This window comes from Microbacterium murale (assembly GCF_030815955.1).
In the GTDB taxonomy this organism is placed as follows: Bacteria; Actinomycetota; Actinomycetes; order Actinomycetales; family Microbacteriaceae; genus Microbacterium; species Microbacterium murale_A.
Window position 1 is genome coordinate 911,239 of record NZ_JAUSXK010000001.1, and the last position, 16,768, is coordinate 928,006.

The window sequence follows — 16,768 nt, forward strand, 5'->3', positions numbered from 1 at the left end:
CGCTCACCGGTCCGCTTCGGCGTCGAACGCCTCCCGACCGGTCTGTGTGAAGGGGTGCGGACCGCGCGGACCGAAGACGAGGATGAGCTCCGCCGGAGCATCGGATTCGTTGCGCACTCCGTGGCGTGCGCCCTGGGGAGCATAGAAGGCGTCGCCGGCACGCAGGACGCGCCGCTGCTCATCGGAGCTGATCACGACCTCCCCCGCGGTGACGACGTACATCTCGTCCGAGCTGCCCGGCGAGCAGCTGTCCCCCGCGCCCTCGAGGTGGAAGTGCTGTCCCTCCTCTGCGCCGGGCTCGAGGTGATACTGCATCACGGAGATCGGCAGACTCGTGGTCTCCTTGAAGTACCACTCGATGCCGATGCGCCCTGCGCCGCGGTACAGCTCCCATTCGTGGGCATTGTCGCCTCGCCTTTGCACGAACATGTGATTCCTCAGGTCCTGTACAGCACCGGCATCGACTCCAGCAGCCCCTGTGTGTACGGATGCTGCGGATCGCTCATCACCTGTTCACCCGTGCCCTCTTCGACCACGCGGCCGTTGTGCATCACGGCGACCCGGTGTGCGATGTGGTGCACGACCGCGAGGTTGTGCGTGATGAAGAGGTAGGTGACGCCCGTCTGCTCCTGCAGACGCACGAGCAGATTCAACACCTGGGCCTGCACCGAGACATCGAGCGCGGACGTGGGCTCATCCAGCACGATGAATTCCGGCTCAGCCGCCATCGCCCTGGCGATGGCGATGCGCTGCCGCTGTCCACCGGAGAACTCATGCGGATAGCGGGTCACTGCATCCATGGGGATGCCGACCTGTTCCAGCGCCTCGTACACTCGCATCCGTCGCTCCGACGTCGCCATGCCCGCCGCGACGAGCGGTTCGGCGACCGAGCGGCCGATCGTGAAGCGCGGGTCGAGCGAGTCGTTGGGATCCTGGAAGACCATCTGGATCCGGCGGCGATGGCGGCGCAGCGCGCGCCCCCGCAATCCGGTGACGTCCTCGCCGTCGAACTCCAGGCTGCCCGCCGTGGGCCGGCGCATGAGCAGGATCGCGCGGGCGAGCGTGCTCTTACCCGATCCCGACTCACCCACCAGGCCCAGCGTCTCTCCTCTGCGCACGTCGAGGCTCACGTCGTCCAGCGCGGTCATGGCGTGCTCACCGTGACCGAAGCGCTGGGTGATGTTCTTCACCCGCAGGACGTCATCGCTCACTGGACCTCCTCCAGAACGGCCGGAACCTGATCGAAGTCGTTGTCGGCCAGGATGACCGCCAGCGAAGAGCGCACCGGCACCGAAGGGCGCGGGATGCTCTCCAGCAATGCCCTGGTGTACGGATGTTGCGGATCATCCAGTATCCGCTCCGTCGATCCGTACTCGACGATGCGTCCGCGATACATCACCGCGATGCGTTCGCAGAGCTGACCGATGACGCCGAGGTCGTGGCTGATGAACAGCACGCCCATGCCGGTCTCGTCACGGAGGTTGCGGATGAGATCGAGTATCTGCGCCTGCACCGTGACATCCAGCGCCGTGGTCGGCTCGTCCGCGACGAGCAGGGTGGGATCAGCCGCGACGGCGATAGCGATGACGACCCGCTGACGCTGCCCGCCGGAGAGCTGATGAGGGTAGTAGCTCATGCGGTGCTCGGCATCCGGCATCTGCACGAGCTTGAGGATGTCGAGCGCTTTGGCGCGTGCCGTCTGCTTGTCGGCTACGCCGTGGATGAGCAGAACCTCGGCGATCTGCGCACCGATCCGCATGCAAGGGTTCAGCGCGGCCATCGGCTCCTGGAACACCATCGAGGCCCGCACCCCGCGCACCCGTCCCCAATCGCGTTCGGTGACGTCGTTCATCTCCGATCCTGCGACCGACATGGTGTCAGCGGTGACCGTCGCGGAGTCCGGCAGCAGACCCATCATCGCCAGGGCGACGCTGGATTTGCCGCTGCCGGACTCGCCGATGACGCCGACGATCTCGCCCTTGCGCACACGCAGCGAGACGTCGGTCACCGAGGGCGGTGCGCCACCGTAGGCGATGGTCAGACCCTCCACCCGGAGAGCGTCGGTCTCGGTGCTCATTGCACCAACCAGGCGGTGTCGAGCCCCGAGCGCGAATAGAACGCGTCGTTCTCGTAGCCCTGCAGCTTCCTGCTGTCCCAGACCTCGAAGTACACCGGGACCGCTGCCGGCACGATCTCGAGCACCTGCTCGGCGGCTTCCGTCGCGAGCTGGTCGACGAGGTCGGCGTACTCCTCGGGAGTGGCCGCGGCCTTCGCCTCGATCAGCAGCTGTCGCGCCTTCTCCGCATCCGGATTGCCATCCCAGTGGTTGTACACGCCTCCTGGGAGCAGCACGGGCTCGAGGTAGAACACCGCGGATGCACGGGGGCTGCCGGGAATCGCGACGAGATCGGTCCAGGTCTCCCCCGACGTGAAGATCGGTGCGATCTCCGACAGCGGGGTCGACTCGAGGTTCAAGGTGATGCCTGCTTCTTCGAGCTGCTGCTGCATCATCTCGTAGACGGGGTGGTGCGCGGCGGCAACATCGCCCATGTAGCTCAGCGTGATCTCGGGGTTCGGCTGGCCGGCCTCCTTCAGCAGCTTCTTGGCCTCATCGACATCCCGCGTGTAGTACGGCAGATCCGCGGCATCGGGAGCGCCGGGGTCGCCCGCAGGCGGAACGAACGAGACCCCGGCGTTGCCGAGCATCGCCGTGTCGACGAGCGCCTGACGATCGAGGGCGAGCGCGAAGGCACGACGCACATTGATGTCAGCGAGCGGACCGGCCTCCGGATTGATGTAGATCGCGAGGTTCTGCCGGAACGCGGCATCCCCCAGCGTGAATCCGGCCGACTCCGCCTGCTGCGCGAGGCTTCCGTCGATGAACGACGCGGCCTGCACGCTGCCCTGCTGTACGGCGGCGAGCAGCGTGTTCTCGTCGGGATAGAACTCGAAGACGATGGTGTCAAGATACGACTCCTCGCCCCAGTAGTCCTCGTTCTTCTCCATCGTGATGGACACGCCCTGCTTCCACTCCGTCACCTGATAGGCGCCGGTGCCTGAGCTGAGGGTCTGGCGCTCCTCCTCCGTGGCCCCGCCGTACGCCTCTTCACCGACGATGAGGAACGTCTGTCGAGCAGAGACCGCATCGAGGAAGGTGCCGTCCGGTTGGCTGAAGTGGAAAGTGACCTCGTGGTCGCCGGTCGCCTCCACGCTCTCCATGCTGCTGAGGTAGGTGGCGTTGCGGCTGCCGGCCTTGAGAGTCTCGAAGGAGTAGACCACGTCACCCGCGTCGAACGGGGTGCCGTCGGCGAACGTCACGTCGTCACGGAGCTGGAAGACCCAGGTCAGCTCGTCGACCTGCTCCCACTCCGTCGCGAGTGCCGGCTGGATGGTGCCGTCGTCGTCGCGGGTGAGGAGGGTGTCGTAGGCGATCGAGTCGATGACCTCGGCCGCGATGGCAGAGGCGACCATCGGGTCGATTCCGCCTGCTGACGGTTCAGCTGGCACACCCCACGTGAGGGTGCCTCCGGCGACGGGGTCGCCGGCCGGTTCTGCAGGGCCGGCAGCGTCGCCACCGCCGGAGGTGCAGCCGGTGAGTACCAGGACGGCCACGGCGGCGGCCGCCGCTCCCGTCAGGAATCTCTTGTTCATTGCTGACTCTCTTCTGTGTCGGTGTTTCGGGTTGGTGCTGTCTCATCGGTGCGGACAGACGTCTTGCGCGGTGCGCGGCGCTTCTTCACGCCGGTGAGGGAGAACGCCGGCTCGCGACGCGGGGCGAGCCAGTCCTGCAGTCCGTCGGCGAGCAGATTCCAGGCGGCGGAGAGCAGGATGATGACCAGCGACGGCAGGATGATCAGCAGCGGCTGCAACTGCATGAACCGGGTGAACTCGCTGATCATGCGGCCGGCCGACGGCTCTGGCGCCTGAACGCCCTGGCCGAGGTAGCTCAGCGCCGCCTCGATGAGCACGATCTGCGAGGCGACGGAGGCGAACTGCACGAACAGCGGGGTGAGCACGTTCGGCAGCAGGTGCTCCACGATGACGCGAGAGCCGCGGACACCGCTCAGCCTTGCGGCCAGCACGAAGTCGCGCTCGCGCATCGCGATGACCGGCGCCCTCATCACCCGGGCGAAGCCCGGCGCGAACACGAGACCGAGCGCGAAGATCAGGGGGATCGGACCGTTGCCGATGACGACGCCGACCACGAGGGCCACGAGGATCGCCGGCAATGCGAGCATGGCGTCCACGATGCGCATGATGACGGCATCCACCCATCCACCGACGTAGCCGGCGATGAGGCCGAAGGTCGTGCCTACCACCGCGCCGAGGAGCGCACCGGCGCCGGAGATGAACAGGCTCGTTCGCGCGGCGAGTGCGAGACGCGTGAAGGTGTCCCTGGCGAGATTGTCGGTGCCGAGGAGGTTCGATCCGCTCGGTCCCGACAGCGGTGTTCCTGCTGCGACGAACGGATCGTGCGGCGGCCAGAAGCTCATCCACCCTGCGAGGACGAGGATCATCATGAGGATGCCGGCACCGCTCCAGAACGAGGGGCCGAGCTTGACCCGGCGACGGCGGGTGCCTGCGGCTTTGACCATGGCGAGTTCACGGGTGACAGTCATCGTGCGTGCACCCTCACTCGTGGGTCGATCAGCGGATAGATCAGATCGACGATGAAGTTGATGAGCACGTAGACGGCTCCGATCAGGAGGACAGTGGCCTGGATTATGGGGTAATCGGATGAGCGGATGCCGGTGAGCAGCAGCGAGCCGACACCGGGGATCGCGAACACCGCCTCGATCACGACCGTGCCGCCGACGAGTGCCGCGAGCTCGATGCCGACCACTGTCGTCACCGGGATCAGCGCGTTGCGCAGGGCATGACGGCCGACCAGCCGACCAGGGGAGGCGCCCTTCGCGCGAGCAGTACGCACGAAGTCCTGACCCAGAGTGTCCAGCAGCGTCCCTCGCGTGTACCGGGCGATGATCGCGGCGAGCACGAGCCCGATGAGCAGCGCCGGCAGGATCAGCACACCGATCGCGCGAAGCGGATCGTTCGCCGCACCTGAGAACCCGACCAGTGGGAGCTTCAGCGTCAACGAGTTGACGAGGATCAGGACGGTGCCAAGGACGAAGGGGGGCGTGGCCAGGAGGACGAATGAGGTGCCGCGGACGATGTTGTCGCTCGGCCTCCGCCACCGGGTCGCGGCGAGGATTCCAGCGGGGATGCCCATGATCACCCCGAACACTGTCGCCATGACGGCGAGCATGAGGCTGATGGGCAACCGTGCGGCGAGCAGGCTCGACACGGATCCGGGGACGGTGATGGCGGCGCCGAAGTCACCGCGCAGCACACCGAACAGCCAGACGAAGTACTGCGTGATCCACGGGCGGTCAAGGCCCAGCTTGGTGCGGAGCGCATCCAGAGCAGCCGGATCGGGATTCGCCGGATCCGCGAACGCCGCCAGCGGATCGCCGGGAATGATGCGCACCATCGAGAAGACGAGCACCGAGAGCACGAACAGCACGAACAGCGAAGAGAGGATTCGCGTGAGGATATAGCGCGCCATTCAGCAGCTCTTCTCTGTCTCCGGTGACATAGCCGTCACCGTACTGCCGCAACCAGGGGAGGATAACGGTGCTTCAGCCCACGGAGCCGAGCCCTTCATGGGCGAAACCTCCATCGGCGTCAACGCGCCGTCGCCGGGGCGGCGAACATCGAGATGTCGTCGGTGGACTCTCCGTCGAGAGCGAGCTCGGCGAGGATTCTTCCGATGGCCGGGGTGAATTTGAACCCGTGCCCCGCGGCGAGCGCGACGATGACGTCTGGATGATCCTGCAGAGGACTCAGGATGAAACGCCTGTCGGGTGTCAGCGCGTACTGGCAGGTGACGGTGCGCATCTCCCCTCCGGCATCCGGAATCAGGCCGTGCACGAAATCAGCGAGCTGCGCGGTGAGTTCGGGAGACGGCACGTACGTGCGCTCTTGCGGCGTCATCCGGTTGAACGAGACATCGCGTGCCGCCTTGATCGTCGGCTCGCCATAGGTCGGGAACCCGTAGTAGCATTCCTCGTCCTCCCAGATCCAGACGGGGAATCGGTCACCGCCATGCTCCTCGGGCCGCGACGATTGGAAGTAGGTGACCTGCTCCTGCATGACATCCAGCGGGATGGCCGCGCCGAGCGGCTCGAGGAGCGCATTGGTCCAGGCATCCGCCGCGACGACGACCTTGCCCGCGCGGAAGTCGCCGTTCGCCGTGCGCACGATCACGCCACCGCCGTCCGGGACGAGTCCTTCGACGCGCGTACGGTCCCGGATGTCGGCACCGTGCACACGAGCGCGCATCTGCAGGGTGGCGACGGTGCGAGCGGCGTGCGCGATTCCGGTGTCGGCGGTGTAGACCGTCTCCACGCCTTCCGGCACCCGGAACTGCGGCCAGCGCGCCTGAACCTCGGCAGGACTGAGCAGTTCGTGCGGCACTTCGCATTCCTCGAGTGCCGCCGTGAAATCGGATGCCGAGTACGGGCCGGCGGTCGGGAGGAAGATCACTCCGCCGGTGATGGTCAGCAGCCGCTCACCGGACTCCGCTTCCAGGTCGGCCCAGTCACGGTAGGCGGACTGCGCGAGTCGCACGTACTGCGGTGCACCGTACGAGGTCCGGACGATCCGCGAGGTGTCGTGCGATGCGCCACGGACGTGTCCGAGGTCGTACTGCTCGAAGGCGACGACCTTCGCCCCGCGACGGGCGAGCTGATACGCGGCGGCGCTGCCGAGCGCGCCCATCCCGACGACGGCGACCTCGAATGATTCCATGACGCTTCATTGCTCCTTCTGCTGTTCGATTCACGCCAGTGTGTGGGAGCGCACGGCCGCTCGTATATGGATCGAAGACCCATGTTGAGTCGGTCTCGATAGGGAGGACGCACGGTGGGAGCGCGAAGATGACGCACATGGATCCGCCCCGTTTCGACGAGGTTTCCGATCGCCCTCTTCCAGCGAGCCGACCTCCCTCAGCCGTCCCTCAGTGGATGACCCAGGCGTCCTTCAGGTTGTAGCGCGATCCGTACGGGTCGGTCGTGTACCCCTGGAACGTGTCGGGGTTCCAGATCTCGAACTTCTGCGGAACGGCCATCGGGATGAGGATGAGCATCTGGTCGGCGACCTCGGTCGTCAGTTGCTCGATCAGATCGGCCTTCTCCTCGGCGTCGGAAGTGGCCTTCGCCTCGGCGAGCAGAGCCTTCGCGGCGTCGGCATCCGCGTTGCCGTCCCAGTGGTTCATCGCACCTGCGTCTGAGAGGAACGGGTCGAAGTAGAACGTCGGGTCGGCGCGGTAGCTCCACGGCAGCGAGACGAGATCGGTGAAGGTCTCGCCCGCCGTGAAGATCGGTGAGAGCTCAGAGGCGGGCGTGGCCTTCAGGTCGAGCGTGATGCCGGCCTCCGCGAGCTGCTGCTGCATCTGCTCGTAGATCGGATGCTGCGACTGCACGGCATCCGAGAAGTACGACAGCACGATCGTGGGGTTCGGCTGGCCGGCCTCGTCGAGCAGCTCCTTCGCCGCATCCACATCCCTGGTGTGGTTCGGCGTGTCCTCATCTACGCCTGGAGTCGCAGGGTCACCGGCCGGGACGACGAGCGACACCTCGCCGTGGCCGAGCATGGCGACATCCACGAGGGCCTGCCGGTCGAGCGCGAGCGATACGGCCTGGCGGACGCGCACGTCCGAGAGCGGTCCCGATTCCGGGTTGATGAAGATCGGCAGCGTCTGCGTGAAGGCGGGATCGCCCAGCGTGAAGCCGGCGCTCACGGCCTGGTCGGCGATGCTGCCGTCACCGAACCATGCGGCATCCGCAGTGCCCTGCTGCAACGCCGCCAGACGGGTCGCCTCGTCGGCGATGATCGGCATCTCGATCGCGTCGAGATACGGCTTGCCCTCTTCCCAGTAGTGGTCGTTCTTGGACAGCGTCATCGAGACGCCGTCCTCCCACGCGGTCAGCTGGAACGGGCCGGTGCCGAACGTCCGGGTCTGGCGCTCCTCCTCGGTGGCGCCGCCGTAGCCCTCGCGTCCGACGATCATGAACGTCTCGCGGTGCGCCACAGCGTTGAGGAAGGTGCCGTTCGGCTGACTGAAGGCGAAGGTCACGGTGTGCTCATCGTTCGCGGTCACCGACGACAGGCCGAGCAGGTAGGTCTTCTTGCTGGTCGTCGCCGCCTGGTACGTCTCGAAGGAGTAGACGACGTCATCGGCGGTGAACTCCGATCCGTCGGCGAACTTCACATCATCCCTGAGCGTGAACACGTACGTCAGCTCATCCGGCTGGTCGTACTCGAGCGCGAGTCCGGGTCGGATCTCACCTGATGCGTCGCGCGTCAGGAGCGTCTCGTAGGCCTGGTCCATGATGGTCTGGGCCGCGAGAGCTGTGGCGACCATCGGATCGACACCACCGCCGAGCGGCTGGATGTCGATCGCATATGTCGCCGTGCCGCCGGCGATGGGCTCGCCGCCCTCGCCGGGTCCGTCCTCGGCGGTGCCGGAGGAACTGCCACAGGCCGCCAGCACGAGGGTCAGGGCGGCGACGATGCCGAGCATGGGCAGGCGCAGGTGACGTTTCATCGCGATCTCCTTGGCGGGGCGGCGACTCTGCCTGGCCCCTGGTTCTCTGCGAGGTTAGCCGCGAGGAATCGACTGCAGACATGTCTGGCCGACCACAGTCGCCATCGCTTCAATGTCCGCGATCACATACTCTGCGATGCCTGCGGGACGCCGTATCGGCATCCCGCAGTTCAGCTGCCGGCTGCTTCTCGGATGCTGCGCCTGAGCCGCTCGAGACGCACGGCGGACTGCAGCCGGAATCGGAACTCGGGATCGCCCATGTCGCCGTGCAGCAGTGCGCGGACGCGCTCCAGCCGCTGCTGCACCGTGTTCGCGTGGATGTGCATCTGATCGGCCACGACAGCCCTGTTCTCACCGCTGTCGAAGTACGACGCGAGCGTGTCGAACAGCACGGTGCCGCGACGCTCGTCCCAGGCGATCACAGGGCCGACGACATCCGAGATGAATCGGGAGACGGTCTGCGGGTCGTGCGGGACGAGCGCGTGATACGGGGCGAACGCATCGGATGACACGGTCGTGCCCGTCACTCCGAGTGCAGGGAGGAAGTCGACGTCTGCAGTCAATCGCCTCACGATCGACGGGAGCTCTCCCGGGACGAGGTCGCGGACGACGGCGACCGCGAAGATGCTCGGTTCCCGCACTGCATCCGCCACGACACGACGCGCGCGCTCGGTGGCCGCCATCACATCCGGCGAGGTCCACGACACGACGATCCTGCGGTCGAGTTGAGCGACCAGTCCATCGTCGCCGACCGCGCGCTCAGCGACCGCGACCGCTGAGCCCCCGCCGAGACCTGCGAGCTCGATGAGCGTGCACCCGGTCAGGTGCGCCGGCGGCGCGATCAGCACATCGTCGGCGGATGCGCGCACGTCGCCGCTGAGCACAGACAGCAGCCACCGAGCCCTGTGCTCGGCACGTATCGCGGCGACCGCATCCTGTTTGAACGACACCAGAGCCGCCACGTGGGCCGCGCGTTCGAGCGTGCGCCGCGCCACGTCCTCCGGCAGGCCGTGCGGATCCTCGGCGATGATGGCTCCGAGCACGCGGTCGGCGCCGATGATCGCGGTGACCAGCCATTCGCTGCGCGCCGTGCTCACCTCGGACGCATGGCCGTTCTCGTGGCTCCGTCCGATCGCCGCCGTCAACGCGGACAGCGGTGGCAGATCGTCGAGCCCCGACGCCATGCCGGTGTCCAGCGGTCGCCCCTGCGCATCCAGCGCGAGCACTCTCCCGCCCAGACGCCGCGCGAGCGTGGCGACGATGTCGATGACCGTTCCACCCGAGATCACCGCACCGGTCAGCTCCTCATGGACGACGCCGGCGAGCTCCGTTGCGGCGAGGTTCCGCTCGAGTTCGCGATTGGCCTGCTCGGTGCGCTCCTTGGCGCTCTCGGCGTCGGCGAGCACCCGCGCGCTGTGCAGGACGGATGCGGCGTGGTCGGCGAACGCCGAGAGCAGCAGCACCTGCTCCGGCGAGAAATCGTGCGGGAAACGGTTGCACGCGAACAGGGCACCCAGCACTTCATCGCCGACCGCGAGCGGAACACCGAGGAAGGACACGAGGCCCTCGGCGCGCACTGCCGCATCGATCCGCTCGTCATGGGGAGCGTCGCTCATCTGCTCGTACTGCGCGACCCAGACCGGCTCCCTGGTTCGGGCGACAAGGCTCGCGAGTCCGTAGCCGGCAGGAACGAGCAGGTCTCGGAACTCCGGCGTCGCCGTGCCCTTGGAATGCCGCACGCGAAGCTGCCCGGATCCGGTCTCGAATTCGGACAGGTACGTGACGTCGGTGCCCATGAGTTCGTGCGCGCGCTCGACCAGTCGCTGCAGAACCTCGTCGACATCCTGCAGCCGCACCAGCTCCCGTGCGGTGGAGAACAGCGCCTCGAGTTCTGCGGCGCGACGCCGAAGCCGCGCCTGGGTCAGCTGCGCGTTGCGCAGCTGACCGAGCAGCGCACGGCCGTCGGCATCCGCGAGCATCCGTCGCAGATCTTCGGGGATCTGTCCCGGCTCCGCCGTTGCCGCGGTCAGCACCGCCGAGGCGACCTCGATCGAGTCGCCGGTGATCTGCGCGTCCACGGACTCATCCTCTCCGCACTCGGCGACCGCAGCGATACGGGCGCGCTGTTCGGATTCTAGAGCGTGGCCGAGGGGAATGCGGGCGCCCGCCGCTGCGCGAACGCGGCCAGACCCTCACGCGCATCATCGCTGTCGAACGCCTGCTGGCCGAGCACCGCCTCGCGCCGGAACGCGTCGGGGTACGGCAGATCGGCGAGTTCGCGCACCGCGCGCTTCACGGTGGCCATCGCCGCACGGCTCCTGCCGAGCAGATCCTCGGCGACCGCGTGGGCGGCGCTGGTGAGCGACGCGGGAGCGACGACGCGGTTGATGAGACCGTAGCGTTCCGCCGTAGCCGCGTCGATCGGCTCGCCGCGCAGCATCAGATCCATCGCGAAGGCGTACGGGATCTGCCGGGTGAGCCGTACGAGCGTGCCGCCGGCCGGCACCACGCCGACCCCCGTCTCCGGGAGAGCGAAGGATGCGTCGACCGAGGCGATGCGGATGTCTGTGGAGAGCATGATCTCGAACCCCCCGCCCAGGCAGAGGCCGTTGATCGCAGCGATCACCGGCTTGTCCAGGCGGGAGTGCTTCTGATGCGCGGCATCCCATTCGCTGATATCGAAACGCCCGTCGGTGAGCGCGGGGATCGACTCGCCGAGGTCCGCGCCGACGCAGAAGGCGCGCTCCCCCGCGCCGGTGAGGATCGCGACGCCGATCCGTGGATCGTCACGCACCTCCGCGAAGGCCTCTCCGAGCTGTTCGTACATCGCGAGAGTCAACGCGTTGAGCTTCTCAGGGCGATCGATCGTGATGACCGCGACAGCGCCGTCCCGCTCCAGTGCGATCCGGCCCATCAGATCGTTCCCGCCTCGCGCAGTGCGTCGATCTCCGTCTGCGTCAGCCCCACGAAGTCACGCAGGATGTCGGTGCTGTGCTCGCCCTTGTCCGGCGCGAGACCGCGGGCGCGTGGCGGTGTCCGATCGAGTTTGACCGGCGAGCCGAACGTGCGCAGCATCCCGTAGCCGTCGTACTCCACATCCACGACCATGTCGCGGGCCGCGATCTGCGGATCCCCCACTACCTCGCTGATGTCCTTGACTGCGCTCAACGGCACCAGGTCTCCCGCGATGCCTTCCAGCTCCGCCTTCGTCCGGCCCGCGAACCAGCGCTGGACCATGGGTTTTACCTGCTCCTGGTACACGTCCTCCCTGAACCGCGCGCCCATGCTCTGCAGGTCGGGATGCTCGTCGTACTCCCCCGGCTCACCGAAGATGTCGCACGAGATCTTCCAGAACTTGTCCGTGTAGCCGCCGAAGAAGACGAACCCGTCCTTGCACGCGAACAGCTCATAGGGGCGGACGAACGGATGCTGATTGCCCAGCGGCTCCGGAATGATGCCCTCCGTCGTGTACGAGACGACGGCGTTCTCGGTCAGGGTGAGCACGGAATCCTGCTGCGAGATGTCCACCAGCTGACCTTCCCCGGTGTGCTCGGCATGGCGGAGCGCCGCGAGCACTCCGATCACCCCGTACAGGCTCGCTCCCAGGTCGCCGATGATCGTCCCGATGCGGGTCGGCGCGCCACCGGCCGGACCGTTCATGGACCAGAGCCCCCCTGTCGCCTGCGCACTGTTGTCGTACGCGGGCCTGGTCCGGTACGGCCCGTACTGTCCGTACCCGCTGAGCGCGGCGTACACGAGTCGGGGATTCACCTCGCGCAGGCGTTCGTAGCCGAGACCGAGCCGGTCCATGGTGCCAGGGCGGAAGTTCTCCACGAGCACGTCGGCCTTCGCGACCAGACGCTCCAGAACGCTCTTGCCCTCAGGATGACGCATGTTGACGGTGAGACCGAGCTTGTTGCGGTTGTACTGCGCGAAGAAGCCGCTGAAAGGATCGGCGTCCTCGCGCTCCAGCATCGGCGGGAAGGTGCGGGTGTAGTCGGGGTCGTCTGGATGCTCGACCTTTATGACGGTGGCGCCGAGGTCGGCGAGGATCATCGAGCAGTACGGCCCTGCCACGACGCGTGTGACGTCGACGACGACGATGCCGGCGAGCGACCCTGGCGCCGCATCGAATCGGCCGAGGCTGTTCAGCCATGTGCGTGTCTCATCGTCGATCATCGAGCGTCTCCTCCTGCGGTTCCTGCGGTTTCTTCGACTTCTTCGGTCTCGTCCGTGTTCTGCCCGGCGGGGTAGCCCGCGTCCGTGTCGCCGCGACGCCGGTTCAACATCTGCAGGAGCGTGGAGGCGATGAGGGTCACGACACCGGCGACCACCATGTAGAGGGCGATCGCCCATGAGCCTCCGTCGAACACATCGAGCAGCTCGAGGTAGATCATCGGGACGAATGCGCTGCCGACGATCGTGCCGATCCCCAGCGCCAGCGACATTCCGGTGTAGCGGATGCGCACATCGAAGGCCTGGGCGTAGAGCACGCCCATCGTGCCGTAGGTGGCGCAGAAACCGACCGTCGTGGCGATGTACGCGACGTACGCGGCGACGAGGCTGCCGGTGTCGATCAGCCAGAACGCGGGGAAGGCGAGCACGATCGAGATCACGGTACCGATCGCGAAGACGCGCCAGACGCCGTGCCGATCCGCCAGCCAGCCCGCGAGGGGGAGGCCGATGAGAGCGAGGACGGAGCACACCGTGGCGATCGCGAGCATCTCGGACTGCTCGTGTCCGATGAACTGCGTGCCGTAAGTGAGGCTGAACGTGAACAGCATGTAGAACACGGCACCGATCACGGCGAAGCTGAGGGCGGCGAGTACGACCTGCGCCAGGTGCGTCTTCAGCGTCTCCCACAGCGGCACCCGCACCTCGCGCCCTGAACGGCGCACAGCCTCGAACTCGGGAGTCTCGGTGATGCGCAGGCGGATGAAGAGGCCGACCAGCACGAGCACCGCGCTGATCAGGAACGGCACTCGCCAGCCCCAGCTCTGGAACGCGTCGCCGGGCAGCGCCACCAGCGGTATGAAGATCAGCGTCGACAGCGTCAGCCCGAGCGCAAGACCGACCTGCGGGAAGCTGCCGAGGAAGGCCCGCCTGCGCGGCGATGCGTGCTCGACGACCAGGAGCACCGCACCGCCCCATTCGCCGCCGAGCGCGAAGCCCTGGATGAAGCGCAGCAGCATCAGCAGCAACGGCGCCGCGACGCCGAGCACGGCATACGTCGGCAGGAGCCCGATGGCGAACGTCGCGGCTCCCATCGTGACGAGCGAGACGACCAGCATCCGTTTGCGTCCGATCCGGTCACCGAAATGGCCGAACACGATCGACCCGAGGGGCCTGCCGAAGTACCCCACGGCGATGCCGCCGAAGGCGAGGATCGTGCCGACGAGCGGATCGAAGTCGGGGAAGAAGAGCGCGTTGAGGATGAGTGCGGCGGCCGTCGAGTAGGCGAAGAAGTCGAACCACTCGACTGTGGTGCCGATGACGCTCGACGCGACGATCGTGCGAATGCCAGGGGCCGGCTTCTCCGCCGCCATGTCGTGTTCCGCTGAGGTGCTCATCTCGATCCGTTCCGCGTCGTCGACGGTGACGACTGCTCGGTCGATACTCGCATCGGCGTTGCACGCTCAGATATGTTCGTAGTGACACATCTGACCCGTACTACATATGTCCCGCGCCCATGCATCGCAGATGCGCCCTCACGACCTGCGATCTCCGCGCCGCAATGTTTCCCCAGGTGTCGCTCTCACTTCTCCGCAGCACGCAGTCGACCTAACCTTGCGTGAACAGTCCAGAGAATCAGGAGATCATCGTGTCCACCCCGCTGCACCGCCGCTCACCCCTCGAGGTGACGGAGCGTGCGGCGTGCATGTGCGACCACGGTGATGTGTGCTCCTCATTCGCGCCGGGGCATGCCCTGCATCTGATTCAGGCGCGCCTCGCGTCGGCGACGCCGAGCGATTGGATCGACGGCATCGTCGACCATGCGGATGCCGTCACCGGCGAGCTGCGAGTTCGCTCGCTCGACGGCGATACGCGGTCGATCTGGAATGCATCGGGTGCCGCGCTCGAGGCGCCGGAGGGCACGCCAGTGGCTCTGCACTCGCGGTACAACGTGCTCTCCGTCGGGCGCGCGCAGTTCAACGTCGCCGTCGGCTGAACAGCCCAGCGGCCGCGTCAGACGGTCAGCTCAGGCGGTCGCCATCATCATGTTCTTCACGTCCATGCAGGCATCCATGCACGCCTTGCAGGACTGCGCGCACATCTTGCAGACCTCGCTGTGCGCCGCGTGCTCCATGCACTCCTCCATGCACATCTGACACATCGCGATGCAGGCGTCCAGCATCGCCATCGTCACCGCCGGCGTCATCCCCTGCATCCGCATCATCGACCGCATCATGGTGTTGCACATATCGGCGCAGTTCATGCACGCCGGCGCGCAGTCCATCATCTGCGTGGAGCAGACCGTGCAGGCCTGCTCGCATGCTGCGCAGGCATCCATGCACGCCTGCATGACCGCCATGTCCATGGCCGCCATTCCCGGCATCGCCTTCATGTCCGCCGACATGGCACCCATCATCATCGAATCCATCGCGCACCGCTTTCATCAGGGCTTTCGCCGTCGAGAGCGGGCAGGGGGCCCGCCTGCGGCCAGCGTAATCCTGTTCGGCGCAGGCGTCGATGGCTGAACGCTGATCGCTCACGGATCCGCCCCGGCCACTCCGCCAGGGCGTAGTCTCGTCACCGTGCCAGCCTTCTCGTCGATCCAGCGGCTCGTCATCACCATCGCCGTCCTCGCGTCTTTCGTCACCTTCCTGGACGGCACCGTCGTCACCGTCGCTCTTCCTGCGATCAAGGACGAACTCGGCGGCGGCATCACGACCCAGCAGTGGGTCGTCGACGCATATCTCATCACGCTCAGTGCCCTCATCCTGCTGGCCGGCTCCCTGTCCGATGCGTATGGTCGCGTGCGCATCATGCGCATCGGACTCATCGCCTTCGGCCTCGCGTCGGTCGCAGTGGCCGCCGCACCAGAGCCGCTCACGCTCATCATCGCCCGCGCCCTCCAGGGGGCGGCCGGCGCGCTGCTCGTGCCGAGTTCGCTCGCGCTCATCATGGCGACCATGCGTGGCGAGCTGCAGTCGCGGGCGATCGGCGTGTGGACCGCTTTCACGACAGGCGCGCAGATCGCCGGGCCTCTCCTCGGCGGCCTGTTCGTCGACCTGCTGTCCTGGCGGTTCGTGTTCCTCATCAACGTCATCCCGATCGGGATCACGCTGTTCCTGCTCGCACGACTGCAACTGCCCGATCAGCCGCGCGGTGCGCGCGTGGACTGGTGGAGCGGGATGCTGTGCGCGGTCGGTCTCGGCGCGGTGGTGTTCGCCCTCATCGAGCAGCCCAACCTCGGCTGGTCCTCACCCGCGATCTGGCTGCCCGGTGCGATCGGCGTCGCGCTTTTCATCGCCTTCCTGGTGCGCCAGCCGCGCTCGCCCGCACCGCTGATGCCGCTCTCCCTCTTCAGCGCCCGCAACTTCGCCTGGGGCAACCTCGCCACGCTGTTCATCTACGCCGCCCTCTCCCTCAACGGGTTCGTGATCGGCGTCTATCTGCAGGAGGGCGCAGGGCTCTCGGCGACTGCGGCAGGCCTCGCGAGCTTGCCGATCACGATCCTGATGATCCTGCTCAGCTCGCAGGCCGGATCTTGGGCGGGCAGGCTCGGACCGCGTCTGTTCATGACCGTCGGGCCATTGCTGATGGCGGCCGGCGCTCTGCTCCTGCTCACGGTCGCAGACGACTTCAGTTACTGGTGGCAGGTACTCCCCTCGATGATCGTCCTCGGGCTCGGCCTGTCCCTCACGGTCGCACCGCTCACCTCCGCCGTCCTCGGGGCGATCGACGAGAACCGCTCCGGCATCGCATCCGCCGTCAACAACGCCATCTCCCGCGTCGCGGGCCTCATCGTCGTCGCCATGCTGTCGACGATCGTCGGCGGCGCCCTCGACCTCGACGGCTTCCACAACGCCGCATGGGTGACGGCGGCCCTGATGGCGCTCGGCGGAGTCATCTCGTGGATCGGGATCAGGCGCGTGCCGGCGCAGCCCGTGGACGCCGAAGCCCCGCTCAGGCCATGAACGGCCGCAGATCAGGGTA

The 16,768-nt window shown here is 66.9% G+C and carries 15 protein-coding genes; 2 read left to right on the plus strand and 13 right to left on the minus strand.

What is annotated here, in order from left to right; translation table 11 throughout:
- Positions 1-3: 3 nt before the first annotated feature.
- From QFZ46_RS04495 to QFZ46_RS04550, 12 genes are all read right to left on the minus strand, one after another.
- A complete protein-coding gene (locus QFZ46_RS04495) occupies positions 4-429 on the minus strand; it encodes a cupin domain-containing protein (RefSeq protein WP_307358727.1) in 426 nt (141 codons plus the stop codon).
- Between the two features lie 8 nt (positions 430-437).
- Positions 438-1,211 carry an ATP-binding cassette domain-containing protein gene (locus QFZ46_RS04500; protein WP_307358729.1) on the minus strand — a complete coding sequence of 258 codons (774 nt, stop codon included), beginning with the start codon at positions 1,209-1,211 and terminating at the stop codon, positions 438-440.
- Positions 1,208-2,077, minus strand: coding sequence for an ABC transporter ATP-binding protein (locus QFZ46_RS04505; protein WP_307358730.1), 870 nt, complete (start codon positions 2,075-2,077; stop codon positions 1,208-1,210). The genes QFZ46_RS04500 and QFZ46_RS04505 overlap by 4 nt, the downstream gene beginning before the upstream one ends.
- Positions 2,074-3,651 carry an ABC transporter substrate-binding protein gene (locus tag QFZ46_RS04510; RefSeq protein WP_307358733.1) on the minus strand — a complete coding sequence of 526 codons (1,578 nt, stop codon included), beginning with the start codon at positions 3,649-3,651 and terminating at the stop codon, positions 2,074-2,076. The genes QFZ46_RS04505 and QFZ46_RS04510 overlap by 4 nt, the downstream gene beginning before the upstream one ends.
- Positions 3,648-4,619, minus strand: coding sequence for an ABC transporter permease (locus QFZ46_RS04515; RefSeq protein ID WP_307358736.1), 972 nt, complete (start codon positions 4,617-4,619; stop codon positions 3,648-3,650). The genes QFZ46_RS04510 and QFZ46_RS04515 overlap by 4 nt, the downstream gene beginning before the upstream one ends.
- Positions 4,616-5,566 carry an ABC transporter permease gene (locus QFZ46_RS04520; protein ID WP_307358738.1) on the minus strand — a complete coding sequence of 317 codons (951 nt, stop codon included), beginning with the start codon at positions 5,564-5,566 and terminating at the stop codon, positions 4,616-4,618. Before QFZ46_RS04520 ends, QFZ46_RS04515 begins: the two co-directional genes overlap by 4 nt.
- 119 nt (positions 5,567-5,685) lie before the next feature.
- The gene (gene solA, locus QFZ46_RS04525) at positions 5,686-6,810 is read right to left on the minus strand and encodes an N-methyl-L-tryptophan oxidase (RefSeq protein ID WP_307358740.1); all 1,125 of its coding nucleotides are present in this window, start codon (positions 6,808-6,810) and stop codon (positions 5,686-5,688) included.
- A gap of 208 nt (positions 6,811-7,018) precedes the next feature.
- Positions 7,019-8,608 (minus strand): ABC transporter substrate-binding protein, encoded by a 1,590-nt coding sequence (locus tag QFZ46_RS04530; protein ID WP_307358742.1) that lies wholly within the window; start codon positions 8,606-8,608, stop codon positions 7,019-7,021.
- Between the two features lie 170 nt (positions 8,609-8,778).
- Positions 8,779-10,686: a helix-turn-helix domain-containing protein gene (locus QFZ46_RS04535; protein ID WP_307358745.1), complete on the minus strand. Its 1,908-nt coding sequence runs from the start codon at positions 10,684-10,686 to the stop codon at positions 8,779-8,781.
- Positions 10,687-10,742: 56 nt separating this feature from the next.
- Positions 10,743-11,522, minus strand: a complete 780-nt coding sequence (locus QFZ46_RS04540) for an enoyl-CoA hydratase/isomerase family protein (RefSeq protein ID WP_307358748.1) — start codon at positions 11,520-11,522, stop codon at positions 10,743-10,745.
- Entirely contained in the window at positions 11,522-12,787 is a 1,266-nt protein-coding gene (locus tag QFZ46_RS04545) for a CaiB/BaiF CoA transferase family protein (protein WP_307358750.1), read from the minus strand. Before QFZ46_RS04545 ends, QFZ46_RS04540 begins: the two co-directional genes overlap by 1 nt.
- Positions 12,784-14,178, minus strand: coding sequence for an MFS transporter (locus QFZ46_RS04550; protein WP_307358753.1), 1,395 nt, complete (start codon positions 14,176-14,178; stop codon positions 12,784-12,786). The genes QFZ46_RS04545 and QFZ46_RS04550 overlap by 4 nt, the downstream gene beginning before the upstream one ends.
- 221 nt (positions 14,179-14,399) lie before the next feature.
- Here QFZ46_RS04550 and QFZ46_RS04555 point away from each other — a divergent pair, with 221 nt between their 5' ends.
- Positions 14,400-14,777 (plus strand): hypothetical protein, encoded by a 378-nt coding sequence (locus tag QFZ46_RS04555; RefSeq protein ID WP_307358754.1) that lies wholly within the window; start codon positions 14,400-14,402, stop codon positions 14,775-14,777.
- Positions 14,778-14,807: 30 nt separating this feature from the next.
- On the opposite strand, the gene QFZ46_RS04560 is transcribed toward QFZ46_RS04555, so the two are convergent.
- Positions 14,808-15,209, minus strand: coding sequence for a hypothetical protein (locus QFZ46_RS04560; protein ID WP_307358756.1), 402 nt, complete (start codon positions 15,207-15,209; stop codon positions 14,808-14,810).
- 154 nt (positions 15,210-15,363) lie between these two features.
- On the opposite strand from QFZ46_RS04560, the gene QFZ46_RS04565 reads away from it, so the two are divergent.
- Entirely contained in the window at positions 15,364-16,749 is a 1,386-nt protein-coding gene (locus tag QFZ46_RS04565; RefSeq protein WP_307358759.1) for an MFS transporter, read from the plus strand.
- The last annotated feature ends 19 nt before the right edge of the window (positions 16,750-16,768 follow it).